The sequence below is a fragment of the Mesomycoplasma hyorhinis ATCC 17981 genome (genome assembly GCF_000383515.1).
In the GTDB taxonomy this organism is placed as follows: Bacteria; Bacillota_I; Bacilli_A; order Mycoplasmatales; family Metamycoplasmataceae; genus Mesomycoplasma; species Mesomycoplasma hyorhinis.
The window spans coordinates 1-14,111 of the sequence record NZ_KB911501.1 but is presented as its reverse complement, the minus strand read 5'-3'; the positions used below and the strand labels follow the sequence as shown (position 1 = coordinate 14,111).

Annotated in this window: 12 protein-coding genes, 1 tRNA gene and 2 pseudogenes; 4 read left to right on the top strand and 11 right to left on the bottom strand. The window is 24.3% G+C overall.

Going from position 1 to position 14,111, the window contains the following annotated elements; all coding sequences use genetic code 4:
• The 7 genes and pseudogenes from F801_RS0103630 to F801_RS04105 all read right to left on the bottom strand — a co-directional run.
• Window positions 1-276, bottom strand: a pseudogene (locus tag F801_RS0103630) (IS3 family transposase); the annotation flags it as partial.
• Window positions 277-351: 75 nt separating this feature from the next.
• Window positions 352-1,815, bottom strand: a complete 1,464-nt coding sequence (gene tig, locus F801_RS0103625; RefSeq protein ID WP_014335739.1) for a trigger factor — start codon at window positions 1,813-1,815, stop codon at window positions 352-354.
• Between the two features lie 72 nt (window positions 1,816-1,887).
• Complete coding sequence (locus F801_RS0103620; protein ID WP_015084303.1) at window positions 1,888-3,138, bottom strand: Hsp33 family molecular chaperone HslO; 1,251 nt, start codon at window positions 3,136-3,138, stop codon at window positions 1,888-1,890.
• An 80-nt stretch (window positions 3,139-3,218) separates the two neighbouring features.
• Window positions 3,219-4,220 carry a type I glyceraldehyde-3-phosphate dehydrogenase gene (gene gap, locus F801_RS0103615; protein ID WP_013302426.1) on the bottom strand — a complete coding sequence of 334 codons (1,002 nt, stop codon included), beginning with the start codon at window positions 4,218-4,220 and terminating at the stop codon, window positions 3,219-3,221.
• 134 nt (window positions 4,221-4,354) lie between these two features.
• Window positions 4,355-6,148, bottom strand: coding sequence for a molecular chaperone DnaK (gene dnaK, locus F801_RS0103610; RefSeq protein WP_013302427.1), 1,794 nt, complete (start codon window positions 6,146-6,148; stop codon window positions 4,355-4,357).
• Between the two features lie 154 nt (window positions 6,149-6,302).
• Window positions 6,303-7,073 carry a MurR/RpiR family transcriptional regulator gene (locus F801_RS0103605; protein ID WP_013302428.1) on the bottom strand — a complete coding sequence of 257 codons (771 nt, stop codon included), beginning with the start codon at window positions 7,071-7,073 and terminating at the stop codon, window positions 6,303-6,305.
• Window positions 7,074-7,166: 93 nt separating this feature from the next.
• Window positions 7,167-7,718: a hypothetical protein gene (locus F801_RS04105; protein WP_020104665.1), complete on the bottom strand. Its 552-nt coding sequence runs from the start codon at window positions 7,716-7,718 to the stop codon at window positions 7,167-7,169.
• A gap of 434 nt (window positions 7,719-8,152) precedes the next feature.
• On the opposite strand from F801_RS04105, the gene F801_RS0103595 reads away from it, so the two are divergent.
• Window positions 8,153-8,416, top strand: coding sequence for a hypothetical protein (locus F801_RS0103595; RefSeq protein WP_020104664.1), 264 nt, complete (start codon window positions 8,153-8,155; stop codon window positions 8,414-8,416).
• Here F801_RS0103595 and F801_RS0103590 read toward each other — a convergent pair.
• The 4 genes from F801_RS0103590 to F801_RS0103565 form a co-directional block, all read right to left on the bottom strand.
• Window positions 8,402-9,376 carry a hypothetical protein gene (locus F801_RS0103590; protein ID WP_230493934.1) on the bottom strand — a complete coding sequence of 325 codons (975 nt, stop codon included), beginning with the start codon at window positions 9,374-9,376 and terminating at the stop codon, window positions 8,402-8,404. The genes F801_RS0103595 and F801_RS0103590 overlap by 15 nt on opposite strands.
• Window positions 9,377-9,511: 135 nt before the next feature.
• On the bottom strand, window positions 9,512-9,769 hold the full coding sequence (locus F801_RS0103585; protein WP_014335736.1) for a hypothetical protein: 258 nt from the start codon (window positions 9,767-9,769) through the stop codon (window positions 9,512-9,514).
• A gap of 654 nt (window positions 9,770-10,423) precedes the next feature.
• A complete protein-coding gene (locus tag F801_RS0103575; RefSeq protein WP_015084301.1) occupies window positions 10,424-10,765 on the bottom strand; it encodes a hypothetical protein in 342 nt (113 codons plus the stop codon).
• Between the two features lie 555 nt (window positions 10,766-11,320).
• On the bottom strand, window positions 11,321-11,803 hold the full coding sequence (locus tag F801_RS0103565) for a hypothetical protein (protein WP_015084299.1): 483 nt from the start codon (window positions 11,801-11,803) through the stop codon (window positions 11,321-11,323).
• Between the two features lie 994 nt (window positions 11,804-12,797).
• On the opposite strand from F801_RS0103565, the gene F801_RS0103555 reads away from it, so the two are divergent.
• From F801_RS0103555 to F801_RS0103540, 3 genes and pseudogenes are all read left to right on the top strand, one after another.
• Window positions 12,798-13,376: a thymidine kinase gene (locus F801_RS0103555; RefSeq protein WP_013302434.1), complete on the top strand. Its 579-nt coding sequence runs from the start codon at window positions 12,798-12,800 to the stop codon at window positions 13,374-13,376.
• Window positions 13,377-13,412: 36 nt separating this feature from the next.
• Window positions 13,413-13,486 (top strand) — tRNA-Gly (locus tag F801_RS0103550).
• Between the two features lie 324 nt (window positions 13,487-13,810).
• Window positions 13,811-14,111: pseudogene (locus F801_RS0103540) on the top strand (IS3 family transposase); the annotation flags it as partial.

Here is a 14,111-nt window from a genome sequence, read left to right as displayed (position 1 = left end):
GACTTGGATTAAGATTATTTTCAAGTGAAATTTTAATCATTGTTTCACCAGCTAAAAATCTTTTAACTATGTTAATCTTTGATCTATAGTTCACTTTTTATTTCGTGGTTTTTTCTTAAGACCTTCAACTCCTAATTTGTCATAAATTTTTTCTCAAAAATTTACTTGATTTAAAAAATTTTTTTGACTTGTATTAGCAAAATCAGGCTTTTTAATTTCAATTCCTTTTTTGTATTTTTTTACACATTCTAATTTAAATTCTAATGAATATTTCATAAAAAATCCCCTTTTCTATTTTTCTAGGAAAAGGGGATCTGCTCATACTTGTTGTTTTTTTATTATTAAATTGAATTATTTTGTAGCTTTGGATTTTGGATTGGATTTTTTAGTTGCTTCTTTTTTAGGTTTTGCTTTTTTAACTTCAGTTGTTGTTTTAGCAGATGTTTTTGTTTTAGTTTTTGTTTCTTTTGCTTTTGTTTTGTCTGAATTAGGAGTAGTTTTTCTGTCTTCTTTTTCTGAAGAAACTTTAGATTTTTTATCTGAATTATATTCAATTAATTTATCTAAAACTTTGGAATTTGTTATGTTAACTTGTAATTGAGTTAGAGGAAATGTTTTTTTAACTTCCTCTACTGGTTTTTTATAAAACTTAGCTAGTTTTCCATATTCAAATTCATAGTCTTCAGGTCTAGCAAAAATTTGTTCTAGTTTAGAAATTTCTGCATAAATGAACGCATTTTTAAGAAGATTTATTGATTCAGTTCTCATTTGAAGTTTGATATCTTCTTCTGTAAATTTAGTAATTTCTAAGTATTCTTTAAGAGTAAATCCTTGAGATTTTAAATTACTTTCAAATAATTTTTCTAATCTTTTCATTTCATTTAAAAGTAATTTTTCAGAAATAGGAATTTGTACTTGTTTTTGAATTTCAGCAAATGCTTCTCTTTGGAATGCAACTCTGTTTTGTTCAAGTTTTTCATTAAATGTTAATTTTGATAAATATTCTCTTAAATCTTTTTCTGTTTTAACATCTTCTAAAGCTAATTTTTTAACAAATTCTTCGTCTAATTTAGGAAGAATCAACTCTGTAATTTTGTTAATCTTAATTTTAAATTTAGCTTCTTTTCCAGCATAAGCAGTTACATGATAATTTTCAGGGAAAGTTACAAAAATTTCTTTTTTCTCACCTTTTTTCATTCCAACTAATTGCTCTTCAAATCCAGCAATAAAGTTACCTGAACCAATTTTTAAATCAAAATGGTCAGCTTCTCCACCTTCAAATGCATTACCATCAATAAACCCTTTAAAATTGAAATTTACAATGTCTGAGTTTTTAACTGGTTGTTTTGATTCTTGAAATGCAGCTCCTGATTCAAGTAATTTTTGAACTTGTTTATCAACATCTTCTTTGCTAACTTTTGGTTCAACAAATTTAGTTTTTAAATTTTTGTAGTCAGGTAAATTTAATGTTGGATATACTGGATATAAAAAACTTATTTCTAATTTGGTTTGAGAAATGTCTTCAATTTTGTAGATCGGACCATCTAAGACATTATCATCTGCCATTACATTTTGTCTTGCTTGTGTTTCTAATTCTGGAGTTATTAAAGACACTGCCTCTCTTAAAATAGATGCTTCTGAAATGTGTTTTTTAGCAAGTTTTGGAGGTACACTTCCTTTTCTAAATCCATCAATTTTTAAATTTTTTGTTAATTTAGCTTCTGCTTTTGCTTGCATTTTTTTTCATAATGCTTCTTCTGGTTGAAGTGTAATCTTTAGTTCTGAAGATTCAGTTAATAATTCTCTTTTTAGCATATTATTCTCCTAGTATCTAACTAATTCATATGATTAGTTTTAGTACTTAATATTTTAACAAATTACTTCATTTTATAAAGTAAAATTTACCATTTTTTTAAGTTTATTTAAAGCAAAATTAATGGATTTTTGAATTATTTGTTTTCTTGTTCCTTTGTAGTTAAGTTCTCAAACTTTATTGTTAATTGCGATAAAAACCTGACCTACTTTAGTTCCTTCTTGTGCAGTTGGGCCTGCACTTCCTGTGAAAGAAACACAAAATGTGGAGTTAAAAAATTTTTTGCCATTTTTTGCCATTGCCAAAGCAGTTTCTTTATTAACAACTCCTTTTGAAGTATCTATATTTAATTTTGCTTTAATCTCGTTTGTGTAGGCAACTAAACCACCTTTAAAATATTTGGAAGCTCCTGGAGTTGAAACTATTTTAGAAGCAAAACCTCCACCTGTGAAAGATTCAACACAAGAAATAGTTTGTTCAGTATTTTCCAATTTTCAATCTATTTTATTAAAGTGATAATTTTTTTTGCAGTACTGACAAATGAGTTCAATTTTGCTTTGTTTTTGAAGGATTTTTTCAACATCTTCATTAGATAATAGTTTTAATAAATTTCTGGTATTTTGCTTTGAACAACTACATTTGTATTGTCAGAGTTTTTTATCTAATATTTTTACATCTAGTAAGTTCTCAAATTTTTCAAGACCCAAATTCTCCAAAGAATTTTGTTTTAAAAGACTTTCGAGTCAATTTATGTCTTCTTCATTGTGAATTGGAAGAAGTTGAAAAATGGCTGATTGAGCTTTGATAATTTTCCCATTGGCATCAATTTCTAAAAATAATTTAACTGCAGAAGCAACTTGTTCAGATAAATTAAAGTAAAAAGCTAAATCACTAATTAGATTACCTTTTTGTAAATTAACTTGACCTCCGTAATTTTGTTCATTTATTTGACTAACTACTTTTAAAAATCCTTTATTGCCTACAGTTTTTTCAAGGAGTTGTAAATAATTAAGTTGTGAAAAATCCTTTATTTCTAAAGCAAAGTCATCGTGTGAAAACATTGCTCGAATATTTCCATTACTATTTGAATCTACAATTAAAGAGTCAATATTTTCTGATTTTAAAAGTGTAGTAGTTTTTTGATTTTTGGAATTTATGATTCTGGATAAAGGCCCAAAAGTAGCAATAGCACTTGCTAAAATAATTGCAGCTACTTTATTTGTTTTTTGTTTTTTGATAATATCATTTGCTACTTGTGTAAAATCAGATAAAAAGATTCTAAAGTTGTTTTTAATAGCTGTTTTTGTATATGATTGAGTGTTCATTTTGTCCTATGAAATTAAAATAAGAAGTAAAATATCACTTCTTATTTTAATAGTTTTTATATTTAAATGTTATTAAAAAATTATTTTTTTGCAAAGTGTAAAGCAACTCTTACATATTGAGCAACAAATGAAGATTCATTGTCATATCAAGCATAGAGTTTGTATAATCTTTTTCCATTTACATCTATAAATTTAGTTAATGTTGCATCAAAAATGGAACCATGTGTATTGTTAACAATATCTGAAGAAACAACTTGATCTTCGTTGTATTGGAATGATTCATTTTGAACTCTTTTCATTTCGGCATTAACTTCTTCAACGCTTGGATTTGATTTTAATTCAACAGATAAGTCAACAAATGACCCTGTAATAACTGGAACTCTAATAGCAATTCCGTCTAATTTTCCAGTTAATGAAGGAACAACTAAACCAATAGCTTTTGCTGCCCCTGTTGAAGAAGGAACAATATTATAAGCAGCAGCTCTAGCTCTTCTTAAATCTTTGTGTGGTGAATCTTGTAATCTTTGATCAGCTGTATAAGCGTGAACTGTAGTCATAAATCCGTGGCTAATTCCGAATTTTTTATCTAAAAAGTGTACTAATGGTGCTAGTGCATTTGTTGTACATGAAGCAGCGGATAAAATTTTGTCCTCTGATGTAATTGTGTCGTGGTTTACGTTATAAACAATAGTTTTAACATCATTTCCAGCTGGTGCTGAAACAAGAACCTTTTTAGCTCCTGCTTTTAAGTGCTTTTCACTTCCCTCTTTAGAAGCAAAAAATCCTGTTGATTCAACAACTAAATCAACTCCTAATTCTCCTCAAGGTAAGTTTTCTGGATCTCTTTGAGCAAAAATTTTGATTTCGTGTCCATTAACTACTAATTTGTCATCACCTACTGCTTCTACAGTACCTTGGAATGTTCCATGTGCAGAATCATATTTAAATAAATGTTTTAAAACTGGTGCACTTGTTAAGTCATTGATTGCAACAACTTCTAGTTCTTTTGTGTTTAGTTCAAGTATTCTTCTTAAAATTAATCTACCGATTCTTCCGAATCCATTTATAGCTATTTTTTTCATTTTTTTCCTTTGATTTTAAAGTATTTAGATTAAATTTATTCTATTTAAAAGAATCTTTTTAATTATACTACTTTAGATTTAAATTTAAATAATTCATATTAAAAACAGCCTATATTATAGACTGTTTTTGGAAATTAATTTTCTTTAACTTCAGCTTCAATTGGTTGATCATCTGAAGAAGTATCAGAAGTATTTGCTTGTTGTGCTGCAGCTTGAGCAAAAGCTTGTGCAGCTTGTTCAATTTGGTCTAATTTTGTTTTTAATTCTTCAATTTTTTCTTCTTTTACCAAGTCTTTTAATTCTTGAATTTGTTTTTCTAAAGTTTCTTTTTGTTTAGCATCTACTTTATCACCTTGGTCTTCTAGAGATTTTTCTAATTGATTAATTAAAGCTTCAGCTCTAACTGTTACTTCAATTTTTTCTTTTTTCTTAGCATCTGCTTCACGATTTTCTTCAGCTTCTTTTACCATTCTTTCAATTTCTTCTTCAGATAAGGTGGTTGTATTTTTAATAGTAATAGTTTGTTCTTTGTTTGTTTTTTTATCTTTTGCTGATACAGTTGTTATTCCGTTAACATCAATTGAGAAACTAACTTCAATTTGAGGAACTCCTCTAGGTGCTTGTTCAATTCCTGAGAGATTAAATCTACCTAATAATTTATTATCAGCAGCTAATTGTCTTTCTCCTTGAACAACTGAAATTGTAACTTCTGTTTGGTTATTTTCAGCAGTTGAGAAAATTTGTGATTTAGTAACAGGAATTGTTGTGTTTCTTGGAATTAATGGAGTAGCAATTCCACCTAATGTTTCAATACCTAAAGTTAAAGGTGTAACGTCAAGTAATAAAACATCGTTAATTTCTCCAGCTAAAACACCACCTTGAATTGCAGCTCCAATAGCAACAACTTCATCTGGATTAATGGATCTATTTGGTTTTTTACCTAATGTGTGCTCAATCATTGTTTGAACAGCAGGAATTCTTGTTGATCCACCAACTAATAAAACTTCATCTAAATCTTTTGCTTCTAATTTTGCTTCTTTTAAAGCATCCATAATTGGTTTTCTTGTTTTATCTACTAAATGAGCTGTCATTTTTTCAAATTCTGATCTTTTTAGTTCTAACTCAACATTAATAGGTCCTTTTGGTCCAATACCCAAAAATGGTAATGAAATTGTAGCAACTGATTGGTTGGATAAAGAAATTTTTGTTTTTTCTGCTTCTTCTTTTAAACGAGATAAAGCCATTTTGTCTTTAGAAGGATCAAATTCATATTCTTTTTTAATTTTGTCAACTAATCAATCAACAATAACATGATCTCAGTCATCTCCTCCTAGTTTGTTATCACCACTAGTTGATAAAACTTCGAAAGTTCCACCTGAAAGTTCTAATACAGAAACGTCAAATGTTCCTCCACCTAAGTCGTAAACTAATACTTTCATTTCTTTTTCAGTTTTTTCTAGTCCAAAAGCTAAAGCAGCTGCAGTTGGTTCATTAATAATTCTTTCTACTTCTAAGCCAGCAATTTTTCCTGCATTTTTTGTTGCTTCTCTTTGTGCATTATTGAAGTAAGCTGGAACAGTAATAACTGCTTTTGAAACTTTGTTACCAATTTTTTTCTCTGCATATTGTTTTAGATAAGAAAGAATTTTTGCAGAAATTTCTTCTGGTTTATAGTCTTTTCCATTTGCTTTTACTGTTTTATCTGTTCCCATTAATCTTTTAATTGAAGCAATTGCGTCAGGATTTGTTTCTAATTGTCTTTTAGCAGCATCTCCTACGATTTCTTCTCCGTTTTTAAAAGCAACAACAGAAGGTGTTGTATTTTTTCCATTTGGATTTTCTAATACAACTGGCTTACCATTTTCTATTATAGAAACAACAGAATTTGTTGTTCCTAAATCTATTCCTAAAATAATTTCTTTTGCCATTTTTATACTCCTTTAATGTGTCTAATTTTGTTTTTTAATATCGATTAAATTCATATGATAGCAAAAGTATAACATAAAAAATGGCACTTACAAGCAAAAAGTGCCACTTTTTTATTTTCTTAATTTTTGTTTAAAATTTCCTAAATTTTTACTTTTAAGCTAATAAATTTAAAATTTGCATAAATAAATAATTAAAACCAATTCTTGAATTTGTATGATTTAGTAATAAATCTTCATTATTTTTAGTTAATAAAATAACATCCGATCTTTTAGCCATCATAGAATCTTTATTTGCAGTAAACAATATAGTTTTAATATTTCCTTTTTGTTTAATTTCGGTAAAAATTTTTTCAATATTAGGAGTTAGCGAAGAAAAGGAAAAGAAAATGCATAAAGAATTTTCATTTGCATTTTCTGTTCATTTTTTTTGAACATCTAAATCAAAAGAATAATTAACAAAATAATTTAGTTTAGATAAATAGTTTGCATAAACATTAATAACAGCTAAATTAGCTCCACGTCCAAAGAGTAAAATGTATTTATAACGCTTTAAAAGTTCTACTGCTTTTAAGATGGATTCTTGATTTACTTCAAAAATATAGTCAAGATTTGATTTTATTAAATTATGATATTGTAAGTATCTTGAATTTTTTTCCAAAGGTTTTTTACAAGCATCAGAAGAGACTCCATAAAATTTTAATTGTTGTTTTAACTCAGGTAAAAAATCTTTAACACCTTTAAAACCCAAATGCTTTATAAATTTAGAAACAGAACCGTTTGAGACATCAGAATGTTTAGAAATTAGGCCAATTTTCATAGTGTCTATATTATTTAAGTTCGATAGTAAATAAGATGCAATATGCGAAAATACTAAATTATCTGTATTGTTCTTTACATCTTCTAACTTTTTAAGAATATTTTCCATAAAACCTCTATTAATATCTAAATTTTAGCCCATTTTTTTTCTATATTAAAAAAATAATATAATTAGCAAAATAGGTGCTATAAATTTAAAATATTAAAACACTTCTTTTTCTTTAAAACAAGCATATATGCTGTTTTTAAAATCTTCGTTTTCTTCAAAATTGTCTACTTTTTCAAAATCATATAATGCAACTGTAAAAACTTTGTAATAAATAATTAGATAGTTTCTAAAATATGTAAAACTTAAAGTTCAAAAAAAAGCTAAGAACATTAAAAATAAAATTAATGTTGTTGTAAATAGTTTCACATTTAAATAAAAATTTAAATAAATATGACCTTCTATTTTTATGAATTTAAAAATTACAAATTCTAAAATAGTTTGTAAAAAAACCATTGATCCAAAAACGCAGATATTAATTAGTAAAAATGAATTTACAATAGTCATTATTAATAAATTTTTGTACAAAGACTTAATTTCTTCTAAATAATTTACCTTATAATCTCTTATCCTATAATCGTTTGCAAATGCATCAATTTCTTTTAGTGAATACTTTTTTATACTTACATAACTTGTTAACTTAATTTTTCTAAGTAAACTTAATAATACAGAACCATTATAAACGTAGTCAAATTTTGAAATTTTCAAGCCCTTTTTTTCTTTAAATTCTTCAAATTCTGTTCATAAATTATTTTTAATTAAAAATTCTTTTTTGAACTAATTGAGTTTCAAAATGTAAAGACAATCCTTCTAAATAAAGGTTATTTTTTCTAAATATTTTTTACTTTTTCAAGCAAAAAAACAAAGAAAATGAAGATAAAATAAAAAGTACTAGTGGAAAAATTTCTACAAATCAAAAAGGAAAATTCTCAGTTTTTAATGCAATGTAATTGTTTAACACATAAGGTTTAACATTTAAGTCTAAAATCAATCCAAATGATAAAAAAGCCAAAACAAAAGCAAAAAGATTGAAACAAGTAAATAAACTAATTTATTTTGTTTTATTTTTCAATTAAAAAAAAGAACGTATTTAAAAAGTGGTTTATTAGAAATATATTTAATCATAATATTTGAGTTGATAATTGATTGCGATATTAGTTACAAGAGAAATTCCAGATAATAAAGTATCTAATGAACTTATAAGTGTTCCTAAAGGATTTGCAAAAGAAGTGGTAAATAATATAGCTCTTTTAGTTCCAATGGTTGTAGAAAATTTTATTATTGGTTTAGAAGCAGAAAAAAACGTTTTTTTAAATACTACTTTTGATAGTGCTTTTGAAAAACAGGATCACCGCTTAATTTCTCAACTATTTTTGAAGCAATTATCTCTTTTAAATTTTGTGTAATATATTTACCAAAACTTTAACAGCAGAGTTTTTTGTAGCTAAATTTAAAATGTTGTAAATAAAAATCAAATCAGGTTTTTTAGCTTTTAAATCTTTTTTAAAGTTAGCTTTAAATTCTTCAAATGTCATCGCAGAAAATTTGATAATTTTTTCATATTCTGTAGAGTTTCTAAAACTTTTTATCCTATTTAAATCTACTTCCATTGCTTTTTGTGATTCAAAAGACTCATACACAAAAATTGTCATTATTGAAAATTGTAATGCAGGGCTTACTGCGAAGGGAATAGTAGCACCAAAAGTTCAGAATGCAGCAGCAGAATAAGATAAAAATAAGGCTCAAGATGCACTTGCTAAAGTTTCAGAAATTATATTAAATACTTTATTAGCAACATACAAAGATTGATATTTATTTAAAAAATCATCAAATTTTATGATACTCATCTTTGCTTCGTTTTGTAATTTTAAAAATTCAGCTTTTATTTTTGGATCTTTTAATGCTTGTTCTATTATTTTTTCTTGTTCTTTTTGAGATAAATTATTGCTTGAATTATTATTTTTTACATTATTATAGTAATTTAGTTGATTTAAATTATTAAATTCATTATTCTTTTGAACTTTCAAGCTATTTTCTGTTGAAATTTCTTCATTTTCTGTTAAAAAATTTGGATTTAAAAATTTTATATATTGAGTTCTAATTTCTGATAAATTAATTTGTTTATTTTTTATTGAATTTAAATTTTTGTAAAATTCATTTTTAAATTTATTCTTTTCATATCTATTATTGAAATTTTTTAAATTAGAATTTAACAAATTTTCAATTTCTTTGTTTTTAGAAAAATCAACAAATTGAACAAAATCTTGCATTTTTTTAAATTTTTGATCAAATTCATTAGCTCAATTTAAATTTTCCGATTTTCCCAATGGTATATAATCTGAAATTACACCTGAATCTATCATCATTGGTCTCACTTGCGAGAGTTCAGGATTTTGACCAACATTAACATTAGCATATTGATGTGCAGATGCAACAATACTTGTTATTTGAGATACATTTCCTATATCAAGTAATGTTTTTTCATAACTTTTTTCAATTAATTATTTATAATTTTTTGCTATTTCATCTAGTTGTTTTAATTTTAGCTCTAGAATTCCTATAATTTTCTGTTTTAACTTCAAATAAGAAGGATTTTCGATAATAATATCAAAAAGATTAAATCTATTATAAGGAGTATAAAAGTACAATTTTTGTTCTTTTTCTTGAAAGAATTTAAAACCTGTTTTTTCCAATTCTAATTCTTGTTCTTTGTTAATTAATTCAGAATCTATTATTAAAAAATTTTCATTTTCAAACATTTTTAATTTGGATAATATTGTTGATTGTTTTAAATAAAAAAGAATACCATTTATAGTTGTAATTTTAAAGTGAATTGATATATCAGTTGTATTAAAAATAAAAGGATCGAAAGAATATTCAGGATCTTTTTCTTTCTTTCTTTGTTGTTCAAAATGTTTTGTCTGTTTTTTGCATAAATATTTCTAAATTGCTTTGTGCAGTGTCGAAATTTTTTACATAATTAAATTGATAACTACTCCCAATTACCATTTTTTTATAGATCAATTGTTAAAGTTTAAAACATATTTTTTATTCGGAATTCATTTATATATAATAATACAAATAAAACAAAAAACAATAGAAACAAGAGGCATTCCTAGAGCTGTAAATAAAAGCTGTAAAATTGCATAATTTGTCATTTGATCAGAATTGTGATTAGCTATATAAAGAATTAAAGGTATTATTAAAAATGGAACAATACTTAATGCAGAAACAAAAGATGCAAAGTAAAAAAAATTAAAAATATAATTTAATCTTTTATTTTCAAATTTACAATTTACAAGTCTTTTTCTTCAAATATTAAATTTATATCTAAATAAAACCTCATCCAAAAAATCTTGTGGTATTTTGTTTTTTTTATTTTTCATTTATTAAATTATATATTAATTAAAATTCTAGTTTTCCATAAGATCTACAAATTTTTTAATATTTTTTACTTTATTTTCTATACTCAAAATTAAAAAATTTAAAACATTTTTGTATGTTATTTTTTCTATATTAAATTCAAAAACATTTAATGCTCCAAAAGGACTTTCAGAAATAATGTTTTCTTTATTTTCTTCAACAAATACAAAATTATTTTCTTCTAAAATTCTTCTTTTTTCTTCATTTATTTTTGATTTATTAAACTCTACAGTCACTATCATTTTATAAGATTTGTTAAGCTGAGGAGTTTGAGTATTTTTTAAATAAAATACAAAACCTTTATCTGTTGTTAATTTAAAAGAACTTTCCATATATGTATAATTAAAAGAATAAACTGCAGAAAACATCTTTTTTAAATTAAGATCAATATTACGTAATGAGTTTATTTTTTCTTTTTTTTGAGTAATTGTAATCTTTCAGTTTCTTGTGTTTCAATACTTTTTATAAAAGAAAAATTGTTTACTAAAATATCGCTAATTTTCTTCATAGATTATTCATTAAAATCTAATAGAATTTTCTTTTTCTTAGTTTTTACAATAATTGAAACAAAAATTAAAAAAATTATTAAGATAAGAATAAGAGAAAACAAAAATATAACAATTATTTTATTGCTATAATTGTCCAAAAAATAAGTTTTTTATTTTCTTTGGATTAGTGAATAAACGCAAGATAATAGTAAGAATTAAATAAAAGCAAGTCGTTAGAATTAAAGAGAAAATAGAAACTAAAAAGACAAGAAATATAATATATTTAATTTTTTAGATTCAAATTTTATTAATCTTCATCTCACTGATGTAGATTTTAATTTATTATAAATCTAAAATATTTTCTATAATATCAATTTGATCTTTTAAAAACATATTTTATTAATTGTTTATTTTTACTTTAAGAAAAATTAATTCCGCTTCTGTATTAATACAAACAAATAAAGTTTTTTTCAGTTGCTCATTGCTTTCTAATTCATTAATATCAACTTTAAATTTAAGATATGAAATAATAAGTGAAGAATATAGATAAAATTCAATTAAGTCTGTAGAAGCAACTTGTCATTGAAGAATTCCAAAAATTAAAAATGAAAATGCAGATAAACAAATAAAAACAATTTGAAAATTATAAAGAAAATAGAGATGTTCCAATTTAGAAATTTTATTTAAATAAGAAATGTAAACAGAAGACACAATTATAGAAGTAATACTGCTAATTAAAATAGCAAAACTAATTACACTCACTAAAGAGTAAATCAAAATATATTTATGTTTTCTTTTAAGGTTAACATATAAAACTTCTGAAAAATCTATTTTTTTAGCAATATTTAATTTAAAAGTTTCAGCTAACTCATTCCTGCACATAGTTTCGAATAAAAAATCTTTATATTTTGTTTTTCTTTTAGTGATTGAAAATCATAAACTAGATCAAATAAGTTCAAATCAAGAAATATTTAATTTTTCTTTAATTTTATAATCTTGAAATTAATTAAGAAGTTGATGATTAATTAAAAAATCCTTCTTTTTTCAAGAAACTTCACATTGCAATGATAAACCTCGCAGTAAAAGATTGTTTCTTTTAAAAACACTTTTATTTCTAATGTAAATAATAATTATAAAAAATAAATTTATAAATATTACTGCTAGAAAACTAAGAATTATTTTGTTGATTTTTGAAATAATATTATCTATATTTGTTAAATTAAGATCATTGTTTAAGTAAAAAGTTTTTAGAACAAATTGAAGAAAAAATATTTGAGTAACAAATAAAATAAAACAAATAAGCAAAAAAGAAAGTGTTAAAAAAACACTTTATTTTTCTTAAGTTTATAGTTTAAAAAATTAACATATTTTATAGTGTCTATCATAACAAAAGTTTAAAAATTTTTCTTAGTTTTTAAAGCAAAAATCAAAGTGTTTATAGTATTTATTTTTGAAATTTCAGTATCTATAGTTATATAAAAGGGGCTATATATTTTACAAAAAGTAGACTAATTAAAATAATTTTTTTATGTTAATTTAGATTGCTTTTCTTTTTTATATAATCTTTATGCATTTTATATAATGTTTTGCACTAATTGTTCTTATATTTTATAACACAAAAAGAATTAGTAAAAATTTCATTGCAGGTTGATTTTAAAATTGTATTGTAGGATTTAGTAAAATTTTTTATCTTGTTTAATTTTTCTTTATTTTTTTTATTATTTTAATAAATTATAAAAAATTATAAATAGAAATTATATTTAAGTTTTAATTTTTTCTCATTTTTTGTAAATAGATTTTTTTATTACTTAAATATTTTTCAAAATTATTTTTTTGTTTACAATTTTATTTACTCTATAACTTAAAAGGACAAACTATGTATAAAAAATTTTCAGATGGAACTATTGAAGTAATTACTGGTCCAATGTTTTCAGGAAAAAGTGATGAACTAATTAAAAGGATTAGAACATTATCTTATGCTAATGTCAAAACTTTAGCTGTAAAGCCAAGAATTGATTCTAGATTTTCTACAAATGAAATAGTTTCCCGTGCTGGTACTAAAATTCCTACATATGTAGTAGAAACAGTAGCAGATATAAAAAGTTTATTTGAAAAATCAAAATACAAAGCAATCGCAATAGATGAAGCTCAATTTTTTGATAAAGATTTAGTACCTTATGTTGAAGAATTAGCTAATCAAGGAATTAGAGTGATTATTTGCGGTTTAGACCAAGATTATTTAAGACGTCCTTTCGGAGTAATGCCTAGTTTATTAGCGATGGCTGAACATATTACAAAATTGCAAGCTATTTGCGTAATTTGTAAAAATGCAGCTTCTACAACTTTTAGAACTATTAAGTCCAATAAATTGAAAGTTATTGGAGATTTAGACGAATACGAAGCAAGATGCAGAATTTGTCACAATAAAGGATTAAATAATTTAGAAAAAAATTAACAATTTTATTTTTTTCTGTTATAATTTAATTAATCTGCAAGTGTAGTTTAATGGCAGAACTTCAGCCTTCCAAGCTGATTGTGAGGGTTCGATTCCCTTCACTTGCTCCATATCAAATTTGACCAATGAGCTTTTTGCTCATTTTTTTATATTTTTTACTTGTTTTTTTTTTTTTTTTTTTGATTAAACTTTTAAGTAATTGAGCTAAAAAATAACAAAAAAAGAAAGGAGGTGAGAAATGGCAGATAAAAATAGACCTAGCACACCACACAATAATCCAAATGGTGCTGGTTATCCATCTACTACTGGAAATCGATCTGGAACAGGAAGAGGAAACAACAATCCAAGAAGATAATTTTATATCTTAAAAACAAAAAAATAGCTTTAAATGAGCAGATCCCCTTTTCTTAGAAAAATAGAAAAGGGGTTTTTTTATGAAATATTCATTAGAATTTAAATTAGAATGTGTAAAAAAATACAAAAAAGGAATTGAAATTAAAAAGCCTGATTTTGCTAATACAAGTCAGAAAAATTTTTTAAATCCAGTAAATTTTTGAGAAAAAATTTATAACAAATTAGGAGTTGAAGGTCTTAAGAAAAAACCACGAAATAAAAAGTGAACTATAGATCAAAGATTAAACATAGTTAAAAGATTTTTAGCTGGTGAACCAATTGTTAAAATTTCACTTGAAAATAATCTTAATTCAAGTCTAATATCTTTTTGAGCGAAAAAAT